Origin of the sequence: Allobosea sp. Root381, assembly GCF_001429395.1 — a bacterium.
GTDB lineage: Bacteria > Pseudomonadota > Alphaproteobacteria > Rhizobiales > Beijerinckiaceae > Allobosea.
The window spans coordinates 458321-482591 of sequence record NZ_LMJT01000001.1 but is presented as its reverse complement, the minus strand read 5'-3'; the positions used below and the strand labels follow the sequence as shown (position 1 = coordinate 482591).

The following is a 24271-nucleotide window of genomic DNA, read 5'->3' as shown; positions in this document are numbered from 1 at the left end:
GCAAGCCCGGCCGATCAAGCCTATTCCGCCGCGGTCTTGAAGCTGGCCAGGTTGTCCAGGCTCTGGATGATGTGCTCGGCCAGCGCGTTCGAGAGCACCGAGGGGTCGAAGCGCGTACGCAGCAGCCCGATCTTGCAGGAGGGTAGCGTCGCGAATCCGTCGGCGGGCCCGAGGATGCGCATGCCGGGCCTCACCGCGCTCTCCGGCAGCACCGATATGGCGAGGCCTGCAACAACGGCGGCGCCGACGGCGGTCGAGTTCCAGCTCGCATAGAGAACTCTGAAGCGGCGGCCCTTGGTCTCCAGCGCATCGACCGCCGCCTGCCGCCAGTTGCAGGTCGGCCGCCCCAGCGCCAGCGGCAGCGGATCCTCCTCATGCACCGCATGCCGCGCCGAGGTCACCCAGAGCAGCGGCTCGATGCGGATGATCTCGCCCTGGCCGCGGCTTTCGGTATGGGTGACGATGGCGAGGTCGATGTCGCCGGTGGCGATCCGCTCGGCCAGCATCGGCGTCGGCTCGCAGACGACCGTGACCTCGGCCCGCGGATTCGAGCGCGCGAACCGCGCCAGGATCTCCGGCAGGTAGCGATCGGCGTAATCGTCGGGTACGCCGAGTCGGATGCGGCCCTTGAGATCGGCATCGGTGAAGCTGGCGACGCATTCGAGGTTCAGCCGCACGATCCGTCGCGCATAGTCGAGCAGCCTCTCGCCGTCCTCGGTCAGCTTGGCATGGCGCCCGTCGCGCCCGAAGAGTGGCCGGCCGACCCTTTCTTCCAGCCGCTTCATCTGCATCGAGACGGCCGATTGTGTCTTGAAGACGATCTCGGCCGCACGCGTAAACGACCCCGTATCGGCGATCGCGACGAAGGTCTTGAGCTGGTCGGCGTCGAGCACATGCGCCATGTCGGGCCTCAAATCGGTTCATCAATAACCGTGGTGTCAAGCATCATAAGCATTCGTTTGGCTTATGGCTAGGGCGGAGCTACCCTTTGGTCAGTTACCGGCTTCTGCCAGCGGCGCGTCCGGGCAGGGCCGGCGGCTCCCGTAGCCCTGATCCATCTGGAGGCCGTCATGCTGCTCATGACCTTTGCCACGAAGTCGCTCTCGTCCGTTTCGGCGGGCGTCACGCGTGTCGCTGCCTTCTCGATCAACCCGTTCGTGTCGCTCGCGAAAGCCCTGATCCACCGCCGAGAGGTGCTGCGCCTGGGCGAGCTCGACGAGCGCAGCCTCAAGGATATCGGCCTCGTCCGCTCCGATCTCGACGGGGCGCTGGCGGTGTCCTGGCTCTCCGATCCTACCCTCGTGCTGGCGGAGCGCTCAGCCACCCGCTCGGGTGTCGCCACGCGCCGCCGTGAGGCGAGCCTTCAACTTGCCGCCGCGAAGGAGCCTGCTGCGCCTTCGCGCCCGGTGGTGGCCCTGGCGGCGAAGCCTCCCGTGATGCGCGGCGAGGTCGTCAATTCGGTTGCGTGCAGCGCCTGACCCCTTGGGGCTGCATGTTCCTGCGGGCGGAGGCTTCGTGCCTCCGCCCTTTTTTGTTCAACGCCCCTTCTGGCCGCCGAGCATCGCGTCGAGGATCGACTTCAGCGCGTCCTGGTGGCTGTCCTGCACCTTGCGGCCATGCTCGAACATCTGGTTCAGCGCATCGAGGCCGATCGGGCCGGGGCCGGGCGCGGCGGCGGAAGGCGCATCCTCCGGCTCGGGTTCCGGGGCGCGCCGGGGGGGCGGTTCCGGGCGCGGTTCCGCTTGCGCCTGGGGCTGCTGCGCCCCACCCAGCATCCCGGTGAGGATCTGCCCGAGCATCCCGCCGCCCATCTGGTCCATGTTGAGTTGCCCGCCCGGCATCTGCCCGCCGCCGAAGGGGCCGCCGCCCGGCACCTGGCCCTTGCCCTGCTCCTGGCCGAAGAGGCCTCCTAGAATCGCCTCGAAGGGATTGACCGGACTCGCCGGCTGCGGCGCCGGGGCTGGCTGCATGCCGGGCATCTGGCCGCGCATCATTTCGGCGAACTGGCCGAGCATGCCGCCCATCCCCTGGCTGCTCATCGACTTCGACAGCCCGCCCATCACCATGGCGGCGATCACCGGCATCATCTGCTTCAGCACCGCCTGGGCGACGCCGCTCGTCGCCGCCGCCTGGGCCGCGACCGCGCTGCTGACCTCCTTGGAGCCGAAGAGCTGGCTCAGCGCGTCGTTGCCGGCGGCCCTGGCATTGTCGGGGATGCCGTCGCCATCGGTGTCGAAGATGCGGCCGAAGGGCGATGCGGTCATCATCTGGGCGAGCGAGCCGAAGGCATAAGGGTCCTGCGTCTTGCGCTGCAGGCCCATCGAAAAGGCCGGCAGCAGCGCGTCGATCGCGGCCTGCGTCTGCTGCTGGCTGAGCCCGTATTGCCGGGCGAGGTTCTGCATCGCCTGGCCGTTCTGGGCCTGAAGCATCATCTCGTAGAGATTCATCATGGCGTTCCTCCGGCTCGAGCGCGGTCTGCCGCCGCCTGTGCCGGGACGATAGCAGCGTCCGGGGGCGTGGCAAGGGAAGCGGGGCGCGCCTCCCGCTCCAGCCGGGCGATGCCGCGATAGGCGAAGACAAGCGCCAGGATGCCGAAGGCGACCGCTCCCAGCGCCGAGCCGACGAGCGCCCCCTTCGCCCCGCCATATTGCGCGCCGAGCCAGGCGAGCGGCATCGTGCCGAGCGTCGCGCGGCCCCAGCTGAACAGCGTCGACAGGAAGGGCATGCCGAGATTGTTGAAGGCGGCGTTGGCGACGAAGAGCAGCCCGACGAAGATCCACATCGGCCCGGCGATCAGGCAGAAGAACATCACGAGCTCCGCCGTCAGCCCGGTCGCGCCGAAGGCGGCCGCGATCGGCCCGCGCAGCAGCGTCAGCAGCACCCAGGAGATGACGACGCAGCCGATCGCGAAGATCGCCGAGGCGGTCAGCCCGCGCCGCATCCGGTCGAAGCGGTCGGCGCCCCAGTTCTGCGCCAGGATCGGGCCGACGGCGCCGGTCAGCGCGAAGAGCACGCCGAAGGCGACCGGGACGAGCCGATCCATGATCGCCAGCGCCGCCACCGCGCCGTCGCCGAAGCGGGCGAAGATGCTGGCGAAGACGGCGTTGGCGATCGGGTTCGAGAGATTGGTCAGGATCGCCGGCCCCGCGATGGCGAAGGTCCGGCCCGTATCCCCGCGGAGGGACGCAAGGTTCGGCCGCGCGACGATACCGTGCACCTTGATTGCGCCATGCAACCCGGTGGCGACCATCACCACGCGGGAGACGACCATCGCCCAGGCCGCGCCGTCCGGCCCGAGCCCGAGCCAGAAGATCAGCAGCGGATCGAGCGCCGCCGTCACCACCCCGCCGCCGAGCGTGACGAACATCGCGCGGCGCGCGTCGCCCACGGCCCGCAGCACGCTCGAAAGCCCCATGGCGATTGCCATCAGCGCGTTGGATGGCAGCACGATCCAGAGGAAGGAGAGCGCGACGGCGTAGCTCTCGCCCTGCGCGCCGAGCAGATGCAGCAGCCATGGCAGGCAGGGCAGGGCGACCACGCTCAAGCCGAGCCCGGCCACCGCCATCAGGGTCAGCGTCGAACCGGCGAGCCGCCTTGCGCCTGCACGGTCCCCGGCGCCGAGCGCGCGCGAGGTCAACGCCGCCACCGCGATCATCAGCCCGATATTGATCGAGATCATCAGGTACAGGACGATGGTCGCGAAACCGACGCCGGCGGTCGCCGCTGGCCGGCCGAGCCAGGAGACGTAGAGCAGCGACAGAAGGTCGACGGCAAACACGGCCATCAGCCCGATCGCGCCCGTCCCGGTCATCACCGCGACATGGCGCATCAGCGAGCCGCTGACGAAGACCGCCTGCTGCGTGCCGGCGGTGGCGCTCATGCGAGCCTCCGGGGGTGCGCGCGGAACGGGGTTGTGCGGCAGGCATGGTCCATGGCGGGTCCCGGGGATCGAAGTGGCGTGCTGGCGCGGCCGGCTGGAGAGGCGCCGACCGGCACCCTATCTAGACTGTGTCGTCCGGGCTTTCTTGACATCCCCGGCGCGAGCCCGAAAGAAGACGCATCGACCATCGGAGCCCCGCCGGACGCGTGACCAAGCCGCCGCTCGACATCCTGCTTTGTGCGCCGCGCGGTTTCTGCGCCGGCGTCGTGCGCGCCATCGACGCGGTCGAGAAGGCGCTGAAGCTGCATGGCGCGCCGGTCTATGTCCGCCACGAGATCGTCCACAACAAATACGTCGTCGAGTCGCTGAAGCGGAAAGGCGCGGTCTTCGTCGCCGAGCTCTCGCAGGTGCCGGATGCGACGCGGCCCGTCATCTTCTCCGCCCATGGCGTCGCCAAGTCCGTGCCGGCCGAGGCGAATGCGCGCAATCTCTTCGCCATCGATGCGACCTGTCCGCTGGTGACGAAGGTCCATCGCGAGGCCGAGGTCCATCACAAGCGCGACCGCCATATCCTGCTCGTCGGCCATGCCGGCCACCCGGAGGTGATCGGCACGATGGGCCAGCTGCCCGAGGGCGCGATCACGCTGATCGAGACGCTGGACGACGTCGCGACGCTCGCGCCGCCCGCCGGCAAGCCACTCGCCTATGTCACGCAGACGACGCTGTCGGTCGACGACACCCGCGGCATCGTCGAGGCGCTGCAGGCCCGCTTCCCGGAGCTCATCGCCCCGCACAAGGAAGACATCTGCTACGCCACCACCAATCGCCAGGAGGCGGTCAAGCGCGTCGCCCCGCTGGTCGAGGGGCTGATCGTGGTCGGCTCGCCCAACTCCTCGAACTCGCAGCGCCTGCGCGAGGTCGCCGAGCGCGCCGGCTGCCCAGTCGCCCGCCTCGTGCTGCGCACCGACGAGATCGACTGGTCCGCCTTCGGCAATATCCGCAGCCTCGGCATCACCGCAGGCGCGAGCGCGCCTGAAGTGCTGGTCGAGGAGATCATCGACGCCTTCGCCGAGCGCTACGATGTCCGCGTCGAGACCGTCTCGACCGCCGACGAGAACGTCTTCTTCCCGCTGCCGCGCGAATTGCGCGACACGCCGGCCGCTGCTGAATAACAAGCCTTTACCCGAGAGAGCGAAGCCTTGGCCGTCTATACCGAAGTGCCCGATGACGAGATGGCGGCGTTCGTCGCCCGCTATGGCATCGGCGATCTGCTCGCCGCCAAGGGCATCGCCGAGGGCGTCGAGAACTCGAATTTCCTGCTGCACACCACGCAGGGCTTCTTCATCCTGACGCTCTACGAGAAGCGGGTGAACCCCGATGATCTGCCCTTCTTCCTCGGGCTGATGCAGCATCTGGCGGCGCGCGGTCTGATCTGCCCGCAGCCGGTGAAGGACAGCCGTGGCGAGATGCTCGGCCAGCTCGCCGGGCGGCCGGCCGCGATCGTCACCTTCCTCGACGGGCTCTCGGTGCGAAGGCCCACCGCGACGCATTGCCACGAACTCGGGCGCGGGCTCGCCCTAATGCACGAGGCCGGCGCCGATTTCGAGCTGGAGCGTGTCAATGCGCTGTCCGTGCCCGGTTGGCGACCGCTGGTCGAGCAGGCCGGCTCGGCGGCCGACAAGGTTTCCGCCGGGCTTGCCGGCCGGATCGCGGCCGAGCTCGCGGTGCATGAGGCGAGCTGGCCGGACGGGCTGCCGCGCGGCGTCATCCATGCCGATCTCTTCCCGAACAACGTCTTCTTCATCCAGAACAAGCTCTCGGGCCTGATCGACTTCTACTTCGCTTGCACCGACGCCTTCGCCTACGACCTCGCCATCTGCCTGAATTCCTGGTGCTTCGAGGCCGATGCGTCCTTCAACCTGACCAAGGGCCAGGCGATGCTCGCCGGCTACGAGAGTGTGCGCCCGCTCACGGGCCCGGAGGTCGAGGCCCTGCCGCAGCTCTGCCGCGGCTCGGCGCTGCGCTTCCTGCTGACGCGCCTGGTCGATTGGCTGAACGTGCCGCCGGGCGCGCTGGTCAAGCCGCATGACCCGCTCGAATACGACCGCAAGCTCGCCTTCCACCAGCGCGTCGCCGACGCGCGGGACTACGGGCTGAGGCGATGACCGACACCGTCGAAGTCTGGACGGACGGGGCCTGCTCGGGCAATCCCGGTCCCGGCGGCTGGGGCGCGATCCTGTCCTTCAAGGGCACGGAGAAGGAGCTTTCCGGCGGCGAGGCCATGACCACCAACAACCGCATGGAGCTGATGGGCGCGATTGCGGCGCTGGAGGCGCTGACGCGGCCCTGCACCGTCGCGCTCCACACCGACAGCCAGTATCTGCGCCAGGGCATCACCGCCTGGATCCATGGCTGGAAGAAGAATGGCTGGAAGACCGCCGACAGGAAGCCGGTGAAGAACGAGGAGCTCTGGAAGCGCCTCGATGCCGCGCTCGGCCGCCACAAGATCGAGTGGAAATGGGTCAAGGGCCATGCCGGCGACGCGATGAACGAGCGCGCCGATGCGCTGGCGCGGGCGGGCATGGCGCCGTTCAAGCCGGGGCGGTGACGGGGGGCTTAACCCTCTGTTCACACTTGCTGGCGAACCTCGCCGCGAAAACCCACGGCCTCCCTCGGCAGCCGGAAGGGAATGGAAGATGCCTGCCCTCGACGCCATCGGCGAGCAGAAGCGCCTCGACGCGCTTGCGCGCTACGACATTCTCGACACGCCGGGGGAGGAGGGCTTCGACAGGATCACGCGTCTCGTCCGGCGCCTGCTCAGGGTGCCGATAGCGACGGTGACCTTCGTCGATGCCCATCGCCAATGGTTCAAGTCGAGCCAGGGCCTGGCCTATTGCGAGGGCGAGCGCCGCCATGCCTTCTGCGGCGTGACGATCCGGCAGCCCGACATGCTGATCGTCCCCGATACGCGCTTGGACAGCCGTTTCGTCGACAATCCCGCGGTCACCGGCGATCCGCATCTGCGCTTCTATGCGGGCATGCCGCTGATCAGCGCCGAAGGCCATGGCATCGGCACGGTCTGCGCGGCCGACACCGTGCCGCGCCTGATGGAGCCCGAGGATGTCGGGGCGCTGACCGATCTCGCCGCGATCGCGATGGAGCAGCTCGAACTGCGCCTGCAGGTGGCGACCGATCCGCTTTCGGGAGCCTTGTCCCGCCGCGCCTTCCGCGACGAACTCGGCCGCGCGCTCGCCCTGGCGAACCGCCATCGCCACGAGCTCAGCCTCGTCACCTTCGATCTCGATCACTTCAAGTCGATCAACGATACCCATGGCCACCATGTCGGCGACCGTGTCCTGGTCGAGAGCGTTGCGGCGTGCCGCGGGCTGCTCAGGCAGAGCGATCAGATCGGCCGTCTCGGCGGCGAGGAGTTCGCCGTTCTCCTGCCGCTGACCGGGAGACAGGCCGCGATCGGCGTGGCGGAGAAGCTGCGCGCCGCGATCGCGGATCTGTCCTTCGAGGGCGCGCAGGGCCCATTCAGCGTCACAGCCAGCTTCGGGCTGACGTCGCTGGATAACGCGCAGGAGGATGGCGACAGCCTTCTCCAGGCGGCCGACGAGGCGCTCTATGCCGCCAAGGCGACGGGTCGCAATCGCTGTGTGGCAACGCAGCCCACGCAGGGTGATGCGGGGCTCGGCCGGCGCGTGTTGAAGGCCGGCAAGATCGTCTTCAACGGCGGGCAGTCCGTGGTCGACTGCACGGTGCGCCGCCTTTCGGAGCGCGGCGCCAGCCTCGCCGTCATCAGCACGGCCGGGGTGCCGGAGCGCTTCAAGCTCGCGATCGAGGCCGACGCCTTCTCGCGCCTGTGCCAGATCACGCGCAAGGCCGGCCCGGAGCTGGACGTCGCCTTCGCCTGAGGCAGCCGCCGCGCTTCCGCCTCAGCCCAGAGGCTGGCGGTAGACGATGAAGCCCGACTTCTCGGCGACTTTGTCGTAGAGTTCCTGCGCCTGCAGGTTGCTCTCATGCGTCTGCCAGTAGACGCGGAAGCAGTCCTTCGCCCGCGCCGTCGCATTCACCGCCTCGATCAGCTTGCGCCCGGCGCCGCTGCCGCGCGCCTCCGGAACGGTGAAGAGGTCCTGCAGGTAGCAGATGTTCCTGATGTTCCAGGTGCTGCGGTGGATCACCCAATGCACGATGCCGATCAGCTTGCCGTCGCGCTCAGCCACGAAGCCGCCCATCGGCTCTCGGCCCCCGGTTAGGCGCTCGAAGGTCTCCGCGGTGATTTCGGCGCTCAGCGAGGCCTTGTAGAACGTCAGATAGCCCTGCCAGAGCGGCTCCCAGGCGGAGTGGTCGGCGGCGGCGAGGGGGCGGATGATGGTCTCGGACATGGCAGGCTCCAGCGGCGGCCCGCCAAGCTAGCGCGGGCCGCCGAGCCTGTCTCATGACAAGGCGCTATCGCATCGATCAAGCAGCCTGGAGTTTGGGTTTCACTGCGCCAAAGCCACCGCTTGCCTTCGCACCACAGCGTCGCGCTTGGCGGCGAAGAACGCAGGATCGGACGCCAGGCCGATGGCCTTGTCGCAGAGTGACAGGGCAGTGTCGAAACGGCTTCGCCGCGCGCAGCGATCGGCCAGGTTCGCCAGCCAGAAGGGCGAGTTCGCGCGCTTCGGGCGCAGGGCCGCCGCGATGTTCGGCGTCCGGCGGTCCTGTACGAAGTCGAGCACCAGCGGGCCGAGCAGTCCCATTCCGTTGAGGCATCGGCTCACCGGGTGGCCGGCTCCGGGCGCCAGCGCGATCGTGGCGTCCGGGAAGGCGGGGATGATCTCCTCCCGCATGTACAGGGCATCCAGATGGACGCGCGGATCGAAGACGATGAAGACCGGCTTTTCGGATTTGGGCGCGTCGGCAAGATCGCACTGCGTTGCGGTCAGTTGCGCCCGGTATTCCTGCGCTCCGAGCTGCGGAAAGCGTGGATGGATCGAGCACAACGGGCTCAGCGCAAGGATCGAGGCGTCGATGGAGCCACCGAAATACAGCGCCGCAAAGGCGCCCATGCTGATGCCGTAACAGGCGACGTCGCGATACTGCGCCGCGATGCCGGAAACGGAATCGCGGAACTCCGCGACCTTCAGGTCCTGATACCAGCTTTCCGACCGCTTCTGGACGATGACGAGGTCGTAGCCTGCCTTCAGGAAGAACTTCTCTCCGAACCCCGCCGCCGACGGATCGTTCATCAGCATCTCGGCGAAGGTGACGACCAGCGTATCGCGCGTCCGCGCCGGATTGCGGAGGTGCCGGATGACCGTCTGGCCGTTATCCAGAAGCGTCACGCGCTCCAGGGCTGCCGGAGCCTTGGCAGATAGGGAAATTTGCATCGAATTGCGATCTCGAATGATGAGGTGCAAGAAAGATCGGAGGTCGGAGCGTTCGGATGAATAAATACCTCATCTTCTCTTGTCAAAATGTGGGACCGAGATGCTTTTGTCGTGATGTAATTCACAATGAAATGTTTCGGTTATGTTTTCAATTTCTGAATATTGGGAGCCATCATCTTTGATGGCCGAGCCGGCCCTTCGCTTCGGTGGCCGGAGGGCGATCCGCCGGCCGGGTCATGGGATGTCCCTCGCTCCCACGGCCCAATAAAAAACCCGCGCCGCCCCGGAGGGAGACGCGGGCCATCGATTGAAATGCTCGGCTCTCAGAGCTGTGCCAGAAGCGCCTCGGCGCCGGAGATCTCGGCCTTGCCGGGGCCCTCCTCGACATTGAGCGCGGTCACGACGCCGTCTTCGACGATCATCGAATAGCGCTGCGAGCGGGTGCCGAGGCCGAAGCCCGAACCGTCGAGCGAGAGGCCGATCGCCTTGGCGAAGTCGGCATTGCCGTCCGACAGGAACTCGATCACGCCGGCGGCGCCGGTTGCTTTCGACCAGGCATCCATGACGAAGACGTCGTTGGTGCTGGTCACCATGATCGCGTCGACGCCCTTGGCCTTGATCTCGGTCGACTTGCCGAGATAGCCCGGCAGGTGGTTCTTGTGGCAGGTCGGCGTGAAGGCGCCCGGAACGGCGAAGAGCACGATCTTCTTGCCCTTGAACAGGTCGTCCGTGGTCTTGGCGGCGGGGCCCTCGGCAGTCATGAGCCGGAACGTCGCCTGCGGAAGCTTGTCACCCACCTCGATGGTCATCGTGCCTGTTCTCCGTGAAGCCTGCGGCAGCATGCCGCCCGATGCGGCTCTACGGCTTGGCGGCGGGGATGTCGAGTTCGAGACGCGTCTCGATGGCGCCGGGCCTGCCGCGCACGGTGATGATGAAGGGCACCGGGCCCGCCGCACCCTTGGGCTGTTCGAGGATGCGCAGCAGCGCCACCGTCGTGCCGTCCGGCTTCTGGGTGAGCACCGGCTTGCCGAAGGACCACATGCCGGCGCCTTCGATGAAGACGTCCTCGACCATTCCCTCGGGCGGCGCCTGCAGCACGAGCCGCAGTCCCGGTTCGCCCGGAGTTTCGTCGAGCTTGGTCTCGAGGAGCGCGAGCTTGTCCTTGCGCGGGCCGAGCTTGGCGGGCACCGGCACGCGCGCCTCGAAGCTCTCGAGGCGCGGCGAGGTGACGGAGGTCACGCCCGGCTCCAGCCAGAGCCGCGCTTCGCCCTTGATCGGAATGCAGATCTTGTCGCAAACGGCGTAGTCCAGCTTCAGCACGAGCATGACCGGCTTGTTCGGATCGACCGGTTGCACCGAGATCGGGATCACCACCTCGCCGACATAGCCGGTCGAATGGCCGTTTGCGTCCTTGAAGCGTTCGGGTGCCGGCCAGCGCACGTCGAGCCCACCGACATTGGTCGATCCACTCCAGTCGAAGGCCGGAGGCACCCCGTAATCGCCGGGGCTGCGCCAATAGGTCTTGTAGCCCGGCGCCATGACGATCTCGATGCCGACGCGCTGCTTGCCGGAGGCGGCGGTCGGGCCGGCGATCAGGCGCAGCGATGCATGGTTGCTCTGCGACCAGGAGGACACGGCGCCATCCTCGGCCCGAGCCGCTGCCGCCAGCGCCATCAGGGCGAGTGCCAGGAGGGAGAGGATGCGTTTCACGCTCAAGATTTAATCGCTCTCCTTGCAAAATGCGACCGGAACCAGCCGAGCCGTCGAGGAATTGTGAGTAATAGCCATCAGCATAAGTCCTGCCGCAGCAATGGGGCGCAAAGGCGGTCGTCGAATTTCCAATGCGGAACCCCTGTTCCCAGCGCAGGCAAATGATCTAGCATGCACACATGAAGATCAGCTCACATCAGCGCGTCGGCGGCCGCAGCTATCTTGACGGGCAATGCCTGATCGCGATGCCCGGCATGTCGGACACGCGCTTCAGCCGCAGCGTGGTCTATGTCTGCGCCCATTCCGAGGATGGGGCGATGGGCATCATCGTCAACAAGCGGGCGGCGGATACCCGCTTCCCCGATCTTCTCGTACAGCTCGAAGTCATCCCGGCCGAGGAGCGGATTCGCCTGCCGAGCCAGGCCGAACGCATGCAGGTCCTGCGCGGCGGCCCGGTCGAGACCAAGCGCGGCTTCGTGCTGCATTCGGCCGATTTCTTCCTCGAATCGGCGACGCTGCCGATCGATGAGGGCATCTGCCTGACCGCGACGCTGGACATCCTGCGCGCCATCGCGCTGGGCAGCGGGCCGGAGAACGCCGTGCTCGCGCTGGGCTATGCCGGCTGGGGCGCGGGCCAGCTCGAGGCGGAGATCCAGTCGAATGGCTGGCTGCACTGCGCCGCCGACCACGCCCTGCTCTTCGACGACGGCGTCGACACGAAATACAACCGCGCCCTGCACAAGATCGGCATCGACCCGGCTTTCCTGTCGAGCGAGGCCGGCCACGCCTGATTGCTTCTCCCCTCGGGGGAGAAGATGTCTGCGGAGCACACGGATGACAGAAGGGCCGCAAGCGCGGCCCTTCTGTCATTTCAGGTCGAGGCTCTGCCCTCAACCGTCAGCGCTTTGCGCTGCCCCTTCTCCCCAAGGGAAGAAGGGCTCAAGCCGCCTCGCTGGAACTTGCCGCGGCCGCGCCCATCAGCCGGCGCGCCTCGGCTGCCGTCATCGGCTGGCCGAAGATGTAGCCCTGCGCGTACTGGCAGCCGAGCTGGTAGAGCTCGATCGCGTCCGACTCGCTCTCGGCCCCTTCCGCGACCACGTCCATGCGCAGATCGGCCGCGAGCTGGACAATCGAGCGCAGGATCACCGGCGGCTTGCCGTTGCCCATCTGGCGCACGAAGCTCTGGTCGACCTTGATCGTGTCGAAGGGGAAGCGCTGCAGGTACGACAGTGAGGAATAGCCCGTGCCGAAATCGTCGAGCGACAGGCCGGCGCCGAGGTCGCGGATGCGGCCGAGCATCTGCGCGGCGTATTCCGGGTTCTCCATCACCAGGCTTTCGGTGATCTCGAGCTTCAACGTGCCGGGCAGGATGCGGCGGCGCCCCAGCACGGTCTTGACGTCGTGCAGCAGGTCGTGCCGCAGCAGCTGGCGCGAGGAGACGTTGACGCTGGCGAAGATCGGCGGATCGACCTCGAGCGCCGCCTGCCAGGCTTCGAGCTCGCGCGCGGTGCGGTCCATCACATAGACGCCGAGATCGACGATCAGCCCGGTCTCCTCGGCGATGGCGAGGAAGTCCTGCGGCATCAGCCGGCCCTCGCGCGGATGGTCCCAGCGCACCAGCGCCTCGAACCCCGCGATGGTGCGGTCCTCCAGCCTGACGATCGGCTGGTACATCACCTGGATCTCGCCGCGCTCGATGGCGCGCCTGAGATCGCTCTCGAGCGCCAGGCGGTCGTTGCGGTCGGTCCGCATCGCCGGCACGAAGACCTCGATCTTGTTGCCGCCATGGCGCTTGGCATGGGCCATCGCCAGCTCGGCGTTCTTCAGCGCGTCGTCCTTGCGGGCGGCCGGCGCGGGGTCGAACAGGGCGAGCCCGATCGAGGGCGTCAGCAGGATCTCCCGTTCCGCGAAGGTGATCGGCGTCGAGACGGCCCGCCGCACGAGCTCGGCGAGCGCCAGGATGCGCTCCGGGTCGCGCTCGGAGACCAGGATCATCGCGAAGGTATCGCCGCCGATGCGGGCGAGCGTGTCCTGCGCCCGCAAAAGCCGGCCGAGCCGGCGCGCCAGCGTCAGCAGGATCGAGTCGCCGGCCGAGAAGCCCACCGATTCGTTGACCTGCTTGAACCGGTCGATGTCGATCACCAGCACGGTCGGTCGCAGGCTGTCATCGGCGCGGGTGAAGCCGAAGACGGCCCCTAACCGGTCCTGGAACAGCTTGCGGTTGGGCAGGCCGGTCAGGTTGTCATGGACCGCGTCGTGCAGCATGCGCTCCTGCGCGGTGCGTTGCTCGGTGACGTCGGAGAGCGTGCCGATGACGCGGATCACCTCGCCGTCGGAGCCGATCACCGGGCGGGCCTTGAGGTTGAACCAGTGATAGGCGCCATTGGCGGAGCGCAGGCGCAAATCGACGCTGAGCTTGCCGCGGCGCTGCTCCAGCACGGCGTCGAGCGTCACCCGGTAGCGGTCGCGGTCGGCGACATGCATATGCTCGAGCCAGCGCGAGGCCGAGCCTTCGAGCGCGCCGCGCGGCAGCGCCAGCAGCGACTCGATCTGCGGCGAGACGAAGATCTTGTCGGCGCTGACGTCCCAGTCGAAGACGAGGTCGCCGGAGCCCGACAGCGCGAGCGCCCGTCGCTCCGTGTCCGAGACCAGTCCCTGCGAGAGCGCCCCGCCCGCGAAGGCATGCTGGATCACGGTGAAGCCGATCAGCAGCACGATCAGGACGAGACCGCCCAACAGGGCGGGCGCCACCAGGTCGCGCTGGAACTGCCCGGTGACGGTGAAGCCGGCCGCCGTGACCCAGACCGCCAGCAGGAACCAGGTCGGAATCAGCATCACGGCGCGCTCATAGCCATGCGTCGCCAGATGCAGGATCAGCACGAAACCGACCGCAGCCACGGCCGCGATCGAGATGCGCGCGATGCCGGACGCCATCGGCGCGTCGAAGACGGCCAGCCCGACGAGCGCCGCCAGGCCGAGCATCCAGACGATGGTGATATGGCTGTAGCGCACATGCCAGCGCGCCAGATTGAGATAGGCGAAGAGGAAGACGAGCAGCGTCGCCGCCAGCACCACCTCGGCACCGGCCCGGTATATTCGCTCGATCGCCGGCGTGAGCGGGAAGATGCGCTGGAAGAAGCCGAAATCGAGCCCCGCATAGGCGAGCACGGCCCAGGCGAGCGCCGCCGCCGCCGGGAAAATCACCGCGCCCTTGACCACGAAGATGATCGTCAGGAAGAGAGCGAGCAGGCCGGCGATGCCGATGATGATCCCTTTATAGAGGGTCAGGCCGTTGGTCTTTTGGCGATAGGCTTCCTGCTCGTAGAGATAGAGCTGCGGCAGGTTGGATGATTTCAGCTCGGCGACGAAGGTCACCGTCGATCCCGGATCGAGCGTGATCAGGAAGACGTCGGCGTCCGGGCTCGGTTCGCGCTCTGGGCTGAGGCCCTGGCTCGCGGTCACGGCCTCGATGCGGCTGTCGCCGAGATCGGGCCAGATCACGCCGGAGCCGATCAGCCGGTGGAAGGGCGCGACCAGCAGCCGGTCGATCTGCTCGTCGGAATCGTTGGTCAGCGCGAAGACGATCCAGTCCGGCCGTGCGCCGGATTCGCGCGCCCTGACCGCGATGCGACGCACGATGCCGTCGGGCCCCGGCGCGGTCGAGATCTGGATGACGTCGCCGTCGGACTTGTTGCGTTCGATGACGTTGGTGAGGTCGAGCACCGTGGAATCGATCGGGACGCGCACGGCCTCGACCGCTGCCGCGGGGAAGGTCGCCAGCGCGAGCCACAGGGCCAGCCCGGCAATGGCGAGGCAGAACCTGAGCAGTCGATCGGAGAGGGTCAAGCGGTGCTCGAAGCTGGGGCGGGAAACGGTCATGCGTGGTCCGGCGTCTGTCCTATCGGCGGCTCGTGGCGAGGGCAAGGCATGCGGTGCGTCGCCGGCATGCTGTGCACCGCCGCTCACCGGGCTTCGCCCGGCAGTTTGTCGCTCGCGAGGGCGGCATAGAGCAGGTGGTCGGTCCAGGCGCCGTTGATTCGGAGATAGGCCCGCGCCAGTCCCTCCTTCTGGAAACCGACACGTTCGAGCAGCCGGCGCGAGGCCTCGTTGTTGGGCAGGCAGGCGGCCTCGACGCGGTGCAGCGCGAGATCGGCGAAGGCGAAGCGCAGCGCGCCGCGCACCGCCTCGCTCATATGGCCCCGGCCGGCATGGCGCTGCCCCATCCAGTAGCCCAGCGTGCAGGCCTGGGCCACGCCCCGTCGAACGAGGCCGAGCGTCAGCCCGCCGAGCAGGGCCTCCGTCCGGCCATCGAGGATGAAGAGCGAATAGGCCTCGTCGGCCGCGATCTCGCGCGCGGCCCGCTTGACCCTCAGGCGGAAGGAGGCGCGCGTCAGGTCGTCCTCGTGCCAGGTCGGCTCCCAGGGCGTCAGGAATTCCCGGCTCTCTATCCGCAGGACGGCCCAGGCGGCGTAGTCCGTCGCCTGGGGGGCCCGCAGGATCAGGTTCTGCGTCCGGATCAGCGGACGCGTCGGCGGTTCCGTCGAGAAGCGGAAGAGCGCCATGGCCTCAAGCTCCATTCACCATGAGCAGGAGCCTCAATCCGCCGGCCGGGCCGCATGCTGCAGCCGCTTGGCCGTGGGCAGTCCCTGGAGCGGGCCGACCGCTGCGACGGTGGGCTGGTGGCCGAGCAGCGAGCGGCCGGCGGCGCGCACATCCTCGAGCGTCACCGCGTCGAGCCTCGCCGCAAGCTCCTCGCGCGGGATCGCGCGGCCGAACAGCAGCACCTGCCGCGCCATCTGCTCCAGCTTGCCGCCGGGGCTTTCGAGCGAGGCGAGCAGCCCGACCTTCATCTGCGCGCGGGCCCGCGCCACCTCGACTTCGGTCGTATCCTCGGCGGCCTGCCGCAGGCAGGCGAGCGCGACCTCGATCAGTTCGCCGACATCCTCCGGCGCGGTGCCGGCGCCGATGCCGAAGACGCCGCAATCCGAGAAGGGCCAGTGGAAGGCATCGATCGCATAGGCCAGGCCGCGCTGCTCGCGCACCTCCTGGAACAACCGCGACGACAGGCCGCCGCCGAGCACCGAGGCGAAGATCTGCATCGGGTAATGCACGCCGTCCTTGAACGGCCTGCCGGGGAAGCCCAGCACGAGATGGACCTGTTCCTCGTCGCTGCCGACCCGCGCCTCGCCGCCGAGATAGCGGCCGTCCTCGCGCGGCGGCGGCGCGGCGGGGCCGGGCGGCAGCGCGGCGAGATGGGCTTCGGCCAGCTTCACCAGTTCGGCATGATCGACGGCGCCGGAGGCGGCGAGCACCATGTTGCCGGCGTGATAGTTGCGGGAGAGATAGGCGCGGATCGCGTCCGGCGTGAAGCTCTTCACCGTCTTCGGCGTGCCGAGGATAGGGCGGCCCAACGGCTGGTCGGGGAAGGCCGCCTGCAGGAAGCGGTCATAGACCAGGTCATCCGGCGTATCTTGGACGGCGCCGATCTCCTGCAGGATTACACCCTTCTCGCGCTTCAGCTCCTCCTCGGTGAGGGCGGGCGCGGTCAGGATGTCGGCGAGGATGTCGACGGCGAGCGAAAGGTCCTCGGCCAGGACGCGCGCCGTATAGCAGGTGTATTCGACCGATGTCGCGGCGTTCAGGTCGCCGCCGACGCTTTCGATTTCCTCGGCGATCTGCCGCGCGCTGCGGCGCGCCGTGCCCTTGAAGGCCATGTGCTCGAGCAGATGGGCGAGGCCGTGCTCATGGGGCAGCTCGTCGCGCGAGCCGGAGCCGATCCAGATACCCAGCGAAACCGTCGCGGCATGCTCCATGCGCTGCGAGACGATGCGCAGCCCCGAGGGCAGGGTGGTCAGCGCGACCTCGGGATCGTGCTTGCCCCGCGCGCCCGCTGCGGCGACCTCCGCGGTTTCCGCCGGCCCGGTCGCGCTCATCTCGGAGCCCTTGTCGGCGCTCATGCCGCCGCCCCCCGCACCGCCCGCGCCTTGCTGCGCACGAAGGCCTCCAGCGCGCCCTGGTCGTTGGGCAGCCGGGTGAAACGCTCCTCGCGCTCCATCAGGTCGCCGAGATGCGCGGGCAGGGCCGGCGTCACGCCGCTCGCGGCCTTCACCGCCTCCGGGAACTTGGCCGGATGGGCGGTGCCGAGCACGATCATCGGCGTGGCCGGGTCGCGGGCGAGGCCGCCACGCGCCGCCACGACGCCGACTGCGGTATGCGGGTCGAGCAGATAGCCGGCCTCGTTCCAGACCCGTCCGATCTCGGCTGCAGTCGCGGCCTCGTCGACGGCTGCCGCATCGAACTCGCTGCGGATGGCTGCGAGCGGACCTGCCGCGATCTCGAAGCGGCCGGATTGCTGCAGCGACTGCATCAGCCGGCGCACCGTCGCGCCGTCGCGGCCATGCGCCTCGAACAGCAGCCGCTCGAAATTCGACGAGATCTGGATGTCCATCGAGGGCGAGGTCGTGGCGTGCACGCCCTGCATCTCATAGGCGCCGCTGGCCAGCGTCCGCGTCAGGATGTCGTTGGAGTTGGTGCCGATCAGCAGCCGCTCGACCGGCAGGCCCATGCGCTTGGCGACGAAGCCGGCGAGCACGTCGCCGAAATTCCCGGTGGGCACCGCGAAGGAGACCTTGCGCCCCGGCCCACCCAGCGCCACAGCCGAGGTGAAGTAGTAGACCACCTGCGCCGCGATCCGCGCCCAGTTGATCGAGTTCACGCCCGAAAGCCCGATCTCGTCGCGGAAGCTGTGGTGGTTGAACAGCGCCTTCACCAGGTTCTGGCAGTCGTCGAAGGTGCCGTCCACGGCGATGGCGTGGACATTGTCGGCCTCGACCGTGGTCATCTGCCGGCGCTGCACGTCGGAGACGCGGCCATGCGGGTAGAGGATGAAGACATCGACCCGCTCCAGCCCCTTGAAGGCGTCGATCGCGGCGCCGCCGGTGTCGCCCGAGGTCGCGCCGACGATGGTGGCGCGCTCGCCGCGCAGCTTCAGGACATGGTCCATCAGCCGCCCGAGCAGCTGCATCGCCACGTCCTTGAAGGCGAGCGTCGGGCCGTGGAAGAGCTCGAGCACGAAGAGATTGTCGCCGATCTGCGTCAGCGGGCAGACGGCCGGGTGCCGGAAGGTCGCATAGGCCTCGGCGATCATCGTCTTGAGCGCCGTATCCTCGATGTCGCCATCGGCGAGCGCGCCGACGATGCGCTCGGCCACCTGCGCATAGCTCTTGCCCGACAAGCCGGCGATCTCGTCATGGCCCAGCGTCGGCCAAGCTTTCGGGACATAGAGGCCGCCATCGCGGGCAAGCCCGGCCAGCAGGGCGTCGGCAAAGGAGAGGGCGGGGGCTTCCCCGCGGGTGGAGACATGCAGCACGGCGTGGGCTTTCAGTGGTCTGGGCTCGTGGTGATCTAGGCGGAAGCTATAGGCCGCTCTGTCGCTTTCGGCAAAAGGCACGATGCGAGAAAGTGCGCCACCGTCATGCTAGCCCTCGTGGCGAGGATCCACGCCTTGAACACAGGTCTCGACGAGCGAAGGCGTGCATGGCCGGGACAAGCCCGACCATGACGGTGAGCTGGCTAGAGCGTGATGACTTCAGTGTGAAGCACGCCGCCATCCTGGCGAGTGCAGTTCGTCCCGGGATGACGGTACGTTTCCTCGCGAAATAATCGCCCGCTAGGAGCCGCTTCCGCCGTTGCCGCGCCGCGCCTGCAGCGCAAATGCCCCGAACACGCCGATCAGCGTCGCAGCCAGCCCGAACCAGGTCAGCGCGTAGGAAAAATGGTTGTCGGGAATGCGCCCGATCAATTCCTTTGCGTCGACGCCGGCCGGCGGTGTGAGGCCGTCGCCCTGCCGCTCCGCCTCCAGGTAGAACGGCGCCGCCTGAAGGCCGAGCGCCGCCGCGATTCCGGGCGGGTCGCGGGTGTAGAAGGTGCGGCTGGCCGGCAGGTCGTCCGGGGTGAAGCTGTTGCGGGTCTCGGGTGCCCGCAGGAATCCGGTCACCGTCGCAGGTCCCGAGGCCGGCTTGATCTCGCCGAGCCGGCCCTCCGGCACGAAGCCGCGATTGACCAGCACCACGCCGCCGTCGGTCAGCCGAAAACCCTGGAAGATCCAGCGGCCGAAGCCGGAGAGCTGGCGCGTGCCGGGAGCCCCCGCGGCGATGGTGGTCTGCACCCCGGCGACGGGGCCGTCGACGAAGCTGCCCTGCACCGACACGCGCGTCAGGTCGAGCGCGGCGAGGTCGAGTTTCGGCCAGTCGGCGCTGGCCGGCATCGGCGCTGGCGTCCCCGCCGCCTGGGCGGCGAGCCGCTCGATGAAGACGCGCTTCTCGCTCATCCGCTGCAGCTGCCAGGAGCCGAGCGTGCACAGCACGCCGACGCCGAGAATGGTCAGCAAGGCGGGCCAGAGCAGCCGCTGGCGGCGCTGCGGGGTGGTGGCGGCGGCGCTCATCGTTCGCGCCGGCCTTCCTCGGCCTTGTGCGCGAACTGCAGCGCCACCGCGAGCCCCTTCATCGGGCGCAGCAAGGCGAGGCAGGTGATCACGGCCAGCGGCAGCCAGATTGCCATATGCAGCCAGATCGGCGGCTCATAGGCGATCTCGACGTAGAGCGCCGCGCCCAGCACCGCAAAGCCCGCGATCAGCATGATGAAGACGGCCGGGCCGTCGGCCGAGTCGGCGAAGGCGAAGTCCTGCCCGCAGGCGACGCAGCGTGGGCGCAGCTTCAGGTAGCCGTCGAACAGCTTGCCCTCGCCGCAGCGCGGGCAGCGGCCGGCGAGGCCGGTCGAATAGGGCGAGGGCAGGCTGGGCTGGTCGTCGGCCATGGCGGCTCCGGAAACGGGAAAGGCGGCCGAAGCCGCCTTTCGTTGATTGCGGTGTGGGCGCCGGCTCAGTGAGCGGCCGGCGTTCCAGCGGCCCAGACATAGATCGCCGCGAACAGGAAGAGCCAGACCACGTCGACGAAGTGCCAGTACCAGGCGGCGAACTCGAAGCCGAGATGCTGCTCCGGCTTGAAGTGGTTGAGATAGACCCGGTAGAGGCAGATCGCGAGGAAGATCGTGCCGATGATCACATGGAAGCCGTGGAAGCCGGTCGCCATGAAGAAGGTCGAGCCATAGATGTGGCCGCCGAAGGCGAAGGAGGCATGCGCGTATTCGTACGCCTGGCAGATCGAGAACAGCACGCCCAGGATCACGGTCAGCCACAGGGCCTGCTTCAGCCCCTTGCGGTCGCCATGGATCAGGGCGTGGTGGGCCCAGGTCACGGTGGTGCCCGAGGTCAGCAGGATCAGCGTGTTGAGCAGCGGCAGGTGCCAGGGATCGAAGGTCTCGATGCCGACCGGGGGCCAGACGCCGCCGGTGAACTCCTTGCGGGTGTAGTTGATCGCCTCGCCGGCGAACAGGCTGGCATCGAAGAAGGCCCAGAACCAGGCGACGAAGAACATCACCTCGGAAGCGATGAAGAGCAGCATGCCGTAGCGGTGATGAACCTGCACGACGCGGGTGTGGTGGCCCTCGTGCTCGGCCTCGCGCACCACGTCCATCCACCAGGCGAGCATGGTGTAGAGCACGCCGATCGTGCCGATGCCGAAGATCAGCGGGCCGAGCGCCATGCCGCCCAGCGTCATCGTCTTCATCCACATCACGGCGCCGATCGCCATGATCGTCGCGCTGACCGAGCCGAGAAGCGGCCAGGGGCTCGGGTCGACGAGGTGGTAGTCGTGGTGCTTGGTATGGGCCCCGGCCATGGTATTCAGTCTCCGCGTCCGACTTTGCAGCGCTCGTTTCCGGCGCCGTTCCTTACAGATTCGACTTTGCCGCGTCACCCTTGGCGGGGGCTGCCCCGCTTTGGGCGAGCGGCTGCCCCGCCTTGGAGGCGAAATAGGTATAGGAGAGCGTGATCGCTTTCAGCCCGTCCATTTCGCGATTCGCCGCGATCTCGGGGTCGATATAGAACACGACCGGCGCTTCCAGGCTCTCGCCCGGCTGCAGCGTATGCTCAGTGAAGCAGAAGCACTGGATCTTGACGAAGAAGGCCGCGCCCTTCTCGGGGGTGATGTTGTAGCTGGCGATGCCGGTCGAGGGCCGGTCGGTCCGGTTGGTGATCTTGTAGAACACCGTCTTGGTCTCGCCGACGCGCAAGGAGATCTCGGGGCTCTCCGGTTCGAACTTCCAGCCCAGCCCCGGTGCGACATTGGCGTCGAACCGCACCGACATCGTCCGGTCCAGGATCGTGCCGGTCGCTGCCGTACCGATCATCGGCGTGCCGCCGAAGCCGGTGACCCGGCAGAACAGGTCGTAGAGCGGCACCGCCGCGAAGGAGGCGCCGAGCATGCCGAAGGCGACGCCGCCGAGGATCAGCGCCGTGCGGGCGTGACTGACCGGCTTCTGCACGGGCGGGCGCGGGGTCGTCATTACAGCGGCCTGTTCAGGATCGCGGGGCCGGTCTTCACCAGCGTCACCACGAAGAAGAACACCACCAGCCCGCCGAGCACGAGCGCGAGCGCGATCGAGCGACGGCGACGGCGCGCCATGTCTTCCGGCGAGAACGCCGCCGGTTGCTTGCGCGGCTCGGTCATCCGATCACCTTGGGCAGCGCCCACATCAGGCCGAGGCCGTTCTCGACCAGCAGCACGGCGAAGAGGCCGAACAGGTAGAAGATCGAGAAGGCGAACAGCGAATAGCAGGCCTTGGTCGCCGCCTCGCCTTCGGTCCTGCGCCAGACGCGGATGGCCAGACCGATCATGGCGAGCCCGGTGGTGACCGAGACGACGAGATAGGCGAGCCCGCCGAAGCCCATCAGGGCCGGCAGCACCGCCACCGGCGCCATCACCAGCGAGTAGAGCACGATCTGGCGACGCGTCGAGGCCGGGCCGGCGACGTTCGGCATCATCGGGATGCCGGCGCGGGCGTAGTCGGCCGACTTCACCAAAGCGAGCGCCCAGAAATGCGGCGGCGTCCACAGGAAGATGATCGCGAACAGCACGATCGAATGCAGGCCGAGATCGCCGGTGACGACCGCCTCGCCGATCATCGGCGGGAAGGCGCCGGCGGCGCCGCCGATCACGATGTTCTGCGGCGTCCAGCGCTTCAGCCACATCGAGTAGATCACGGCATAGAAGAAGATCGTGAAGGCGAGCAGCGCGGCCGCCAGCAGGTTGGCGACGAGGCCGAGCACAAGCACCGAGCCGACCGAGAGCGTCAGGCCGAAGGACAGCGCCTCCGACGGCAGCACGCGGCCGGCCGGGATCGGCCGCTTGGCCGTGCGCGTCATCAGCGCGTCGATATCGGCGTCGTACCACATGTTCAGGCAGCCGGATGCGCCGGCGCCGACGGCGATCGCCATCAGCGAGGCCAGCGCGATCACCGGATGCACCGAGCCCGGCGCGGTGGCCATGCCGGCGAGCGCCGTGAACACCACGAGCGACATCACCCGCGGCTTGAGCAGCGCGAAGAAATCGCGCGCCTCGCCGGTGGAGGTCGCCGCGATGCCGTCGGTGCGGGTATCGAAGGCAGCAGACATCTGTTTTGTCGTCTTCGTTCCTGAGGGCGCGGACAATGCACCCTTTCGGCCTTGTTCGGCGGCTGTGCCGCCCGTCTCCGGAGCGCCTCGTGCGGGCGCTCGGGGGAAGGGCGGCGGCGGGCCTCGTGGCCCGCCGCCAGGAAGTCAGTGGTCCGAGCCCGTGATGCGCGGCAGGGTCTCGAACTGGTGGAACGGCGGCGGCGACGAAAGGGTCCATTCCAGCGTCGTCGCGCCTTCGCCCCACGGATTGTCGCCGGCGAGCTCCTTCTTCGTGAAGGCGACCCACAGGCCGTAGAAGAAGATCAGCAGACCGGCGGCGAAGATGTAGGAGCCGATCGACGACCAGAAATGCCATCCCGCGAAGGCGTCCGGATAGTCCACATAGTGACGCGGCATGCCGGCGAGGCCAAGGAAGTGCTGCGGGAAGAACAGCAGGTTGGCGCCGATGAAGGCCACCCAGAAATGCAGCTGGCCGATCCAGTCCGGGATCACGTAGCCGCTCATCTTCGGGAACCAGTAGTAGAAGCCCGCGAAGATGCCGAACACCGCGCCGAGCGACAGCACGTAGTGGAAGTGGGCCACGACGTAGTAGGTCGCGTGCAGCGAGCGGTCGACGCCGGCATTGGCCAGCACGACGCCGGTCACGCCGCCGACGGTGAACAGGAAGATGAAGCCGATCGCCCAGATCATCGGCGCGGTGAAGCGGATCGAGCCGCCCCACATCGTCGCGATCCAGGAGAAGATCTTGATGCCGGTCGGCACCGCGATGACCATCGTCGCGAACACGAAATAGCGCTGCGTGTTGAGCGAGAGGCCGGCCGTGTACATGTGGTGCGCCCACACGATGAAGCCGACGACGCCGATCGCGACCATGGCGTAGGCCATGCCGAGATAGCCGAAGATCGGCTTCCTCGAGAAGGTCGAGATGATGTGGCTGACGATGCCGAAGGCCGGCAGGATCATGATGTACACTTCGGGGTGGCCGAAGAACCAGAACAGGTGCTGGTACAGGATCGGGTCGCCGCCGCCGGCCGGGTCGTAGAAGGTCGTGCCGAAATTGCGGTCGGTCAGCAGCATGGTGATCGCGCCGGCGAGCACCGGCAGGGCCAGCAGCAGCAGGAACGCGGTCACCAGCACGCCCCAGGCGAACAGCGGCATCTTGTGCAGCGTCATGCCGGGCGCGCGCATGTTCAGGATGGTCGTGATGAAGTTGATCGCGCCCAGGATCGAGGCGGCGCCGGCGAGGTGAAGCGCGAAGATGCCGAAATCGACCGAGGGGCCGGGATGGCCGGAAGAGGCGAAGGGCGGATAGATCGTCCAGCCCGTGCCGACGCCGCGGGCGCCGGGCGCGCCTTCCATGAACATCGACATGATCAGCAGCACGAAGGCGGCGACCGTCAGCCAGAACGAGATGTTGTTCATGCGCGGGAAGGCCATGTCCGGCGCGCCGATCATCAGCGGCACGAACCAGTTGCCGAAGCCGCCGATGACGGCGGGCATGACCATGAAGAAGATCATGATCAGGCCGTGGCCGGTGACGAAGACGTTGTAGCTCTGCCCGTTGGCGAAGATCTGGAGGCCCGGCTCCTGCAGCTCGATGCGCATCATGATCGAGAGGAAACCACCGACAAGGCCCGCCATGATCGAGAAGATCAGATAGAGCGTGCCGATGTCCTTGTGGTTGGTGGACATCAGCCAGCGGCGCCATCCGGTCGGGTTGGCGTGTTCCTCGTGATGTCCGTGGGCGTGAGCGTGCGGAGCCGCTGTTGCCATCGCCTTGGTCTCCTTGTGCGA

Annotated in this window: 24 protein-coding genes; 6 read left to right on the top strand and 18 right to left on the bottom strand. The window is 67.9% G+C overall.

Annotation, left to right across the window (positions count from 1 at the left end; genetic code table 11):
• Positions 1 to 20: 20 nt before the first annotated feature.
• On the bottom strand, positions 21 to 902 hold the full coding sequence (locus ASE63_RS02275) for a LysR substrate-binding domain-containing protein (RefSeq protein WP_056795790.1): 882 nt from the start codon (positions 900 to 902) through the stop codon (positions 21 to 23).
• Between the two features lie 168 nt (positions 903 to 1070).
• Here ASE63_RS02275 and ASE63_RS02270 point away from each other — a divergent pair, with 168 nt between their 5' ends.
• Entirely contained in the window at positions 1071 to 1478 is a 408-nt protein-coding gene (locus ASE63_RS02270; RefSeq protein ID WP_056795788.1) for a DUF1127 domain-containing protein, read from the top strand.
• Positions 1479 to 1535: 57 nt separating this feature from the next.
• On the opposite strand, the gene ASE63_RS02265 is transcribed toward ASE63_RS02270, so the two are convergent.
• Both ASE63_RS02265 and ASE63_RS02260 read right to left on the bottom strand, forming a co-directional pair.
• Positions 1536 to 2450, bottom strand: coding sequence for a DUF937 domain-containing protein (locus ASE63_RS02265; protein ID WP_056795786.1), 915 nt, complete (start codon positions 2448 to 2450; stop codon positions 1536 to 1538).
• Positions 2447 to 3880 carry an MATE family efflux transporter gene (locus ASE63_RS02260; RefSeq protein WP_056795781.1) on the bottom strand — a complete coding sequence of 478 codons (1434 nt, stop codon included), beginning with the start codon at positions 3878 to 3880 and terminating at the stop codon, positions 2447 to 2449. The genes ASE63_RS02265 and ASE63_RS02260 overlap by 4 nt, the downstream gene beginning before the upstream one ends.
• Positions 3881 to 4086: 206 nt before the next feature.
• Between ASE63_RS02260 and ispH the strand changes: the two genes are divergently transcribed.
• The 4 genes from ispH to ASE63_RS02240 all read left to right on the top strand — a co-directional run bounded on the left by ispH (position 4087) and on the right by ASE63_RS02240 (position 7797).
• Positions 4087 to 5052, top strand: coding sequence for a 4-hydroxy-3-methylbut-2-enyl diphosphate reductase (gene ispH, locus ASE63_RS02255; RefSeq protein WP_200962509.1), 966 nt, complete (start codon positions 4087 to 4089; stop codon positions 5050 to 5052).
• Positions 5053 to 5079: 27 nt separating this feature from the next.
• Positions 5080 to 6045, top strand: a complete 966-nt coding sequence (locus tag ASE63_RS02250) for a homoserine kinase (RefSeq protein ID WP_056795775.1) — start codon at positions 5080 to 5082, stop codon at positions 6043 to 6045.
• Complete coding sequence (rnhA, locus tag ASE63_RS02245) at positions 6042 to 6488, top strand: ribonuclease HI (protein ID WP_056795772.1); 447 nt, start codon at positions 6042 to 6044, stop codon at positions 6486 to 6488. The genes ASE63_RS02250 and rnhA overlap by 4 nt, the downstream gene beginning before the upstream one ends.
• 88 nt (positions 6489 to 6576) lie before the next feature.
• Complete coding sequence (locus ASE63_RS02240) at positions 6577 to 7797, top strand: sensor domain-containing diguanylate cyclase (protein ID WP_056795770.1); 1221 nt, start codon at positions 6577 to 6579, stop codon at positions 7795 to 7797.
• Positions 7798 to 7818: 21 nt separating this feature from the next.
• Here the strand turns inward: ASE63_RS02240 and ASE63_RS02235 are convergent, their stop codons facing one another.
• The 4 genes from ASE63_RS02235 to ASE63_RS02220 form a co-directional block, all read right to left on the bottom strand.
• Entirely contained in the window at positions 7819 to 8268 is a 450-nt protein-coding gene (locus ASE63_RS02235) for a GNAT family N-acetyltransferase (RefSeq protein WP_056795767.1), read from the bottom strand.
• A gap of 99 nt (positions 8269 to 8367) precedes the next feature.
• Entirely contained in the window at positions 8368 to 9210 is an 843-nt protein-coding gene (locus ASE63_RS02230; protein WP_056795765.1) for a hypothetical protein, read from the bottom strand.
• 368 nt (positions 9211 to 9578) lie between these two features.
• Positions 9579 to 10064, bottom strand: coding sequence for a peroxiredoxin (locus ASE63_RS02225; RefSeq protein WP_056795764.1), 486 nt, complete (start codon positions 10062 to 10064; stop codon positions 9579 to 9581).
• Between the two features lie 49 nt (positions 10065 to 10113).
• A complete protein-coding gene (locus ASE63_RS02220) occupies positions 10114 to 10965 on the bottom strand; it encodes a protein-disulfide reductase DsbD domain-containing protein (RefSeq protein ID WP_244491264.1) in 852 nt (283 codons plus the stop codon).
• 179 nt (positions 10966 to 11144) lie between these two features.
• On the opposite strand from ASE63_RS02220, the gene ASE63_RS02215 reads away from it, so the two are divergent.
• Positions 11145 to 11756 carry a YqgE/AlgH family protein gene (locus ASE63_RS02215; RefSeq protein WP_056795759.1) on the top strand — a complete coding sequence of 204 codons (612 nt, stop codon included), beginning with the start codon at positions 11145 to 11147 and terminating at the stop codon, positions 11754 to 11756.
• 148 nt (positions 11757 to 11904) lie between these two features.
• Here the strand turns inward: ASE63_RS02215 and ASE63_RS02210 are convergent, their stop codons facing one another.
• The 11 genes from ASE63_RS02210 to ctaD all read right to left on the bottom strand — a co-directional run bounded on the left by ASE63_RS02210 (position 11905) and on the right by ctaD (position 24250).
• A complete protein-coding gene (locus ASE63_RS02210) occupies positions 11905 to 14844 on the bottom strand; it encodes an EAL domain-containing protein (protein WP_082609572.1) in 2940 nt (979 codons plus the stop codon).
• 83 nt (positions 14845 to 14927) lie between these two features.
• Entirely contained in the window at positions 14928 to 15527 is a 600-nt protein-coding gene (locus ASE63_RS02205) for a GNAT family protein (protein ID WP_056796579.1), read from the bottom strand.
• Positions 15528 to 15560: 33 nt separating this feature from the next.
• Positions 15561 to 16922: a pitrilysin family protein gene (locus ASE63_RS02200; RefSeq protein WP_244491239.1), complete on the bottom strand. Its 1362-nt coding sequence runs from the start codon at positions 16920 to 16922 to the stop codon at positions 15561 to 15563.
• Positions 16919 to 18334 (bottom strand): threonine synthase, encoded by a 1416-nt coding sequence (gene thrC / locus ASE63_RS02195; protein WP_056795753.1) that lies wholly within the window; start codon positions 18332 to 18334, stop codon positions 16919 to 16921. Before thrC ends, ASE63_RS02200 begins: the two co-directional genes overlap by 4 nt.
• A gap of 300 nt (positions 18335 to 18634) precedes the next feature.
• A complete protein-coding gene (locus ASE63_RS02190) occupies positions 18635 to 19408 on the bottom strand; it encodes an SURF1 family cytochrome oxidase biogenesis protein (RefSeq protein WP_056795749.1) in 774 nt (257 codons plus the stop codon).
• Positions 19405 to 19779, bottom strand: coding sequence for a DUF983 domain-containing protein (locus ASE63_RS02185; RefSeq protein WP_056795746.1), 375 nt, complete (start codon positions 19777 to 19779; stop codon positions 19405 to 19407). The genes ASE63_RS02190 and ASE63_RS02185 overlap by 4 nt, the downstream gene beginning before the upstream one ends.
• A 65-nt stretch (positions 19780 to 19844) precedes the next feature.
• Positions 19845 to 20702, bottom strand: coding sequence for a cytochrome c oxidase subunit 3 (locus ASE63_RS02180; protein WP_056795743.1), 858 nt, complete (start codon positions 20700 to 20702; stop codon positions 19845 to 19847).
• Positions 20703 to 20754: 52 nt separating this feature from the next.
• On the bottom strand, positions 20755 to 21369 hold the full coding sequence (locus ASE63_RS02175) for a cytochrome c oxidase assembly protein (RefSeq protein ID WP_056795742.1): 615 nt from the start codon (positions 21367 to 21369) through the stop codon (positions 20755 to 20757).
• Positions 21369 to 21533 (bottom strand): hypothetical protein, encoded by a 165-nt coding sequence (locus tag ASE63_RS27850; protein ID WP_056795739.1) that lies wholly within the window; start codon positions 21531 to 21533, stop codon positions 21369 to 21371. Before ASE63_RS27850 ends, ASE63_RS02175 begins: the two co-directional genes overlap by 1 nt.
• Entirely contained in the window at positions 21530 to 22477 is a 948-nt protein-coding gene (locus tag ASE63_RS02165; RefSeq protein ID WP_056795736.1) for a heme o synthase, read from the bottom strand. Before ASE63_RS02165 ends, ASE63_RS27850 begins: the two co-directional genes overlap by 4 nt.
• A 144-nt stretch (positions 22478 to 22621) precedes the next feature.
• On the bottom strand, positions 22622 to 24250 hold the full coding sequence (gene ctaD, locus ASE63_RS02160) for a cytochrome c oxidase subunit I (protein ID WP_056795734.1): 1629 nt from the start codon (positions 24248 to 24250) through the stop codon (positions 22622 to 22624).
• Between the last annotated feature and the right edge of the window lie 21 nt (positions 24251 to 24271).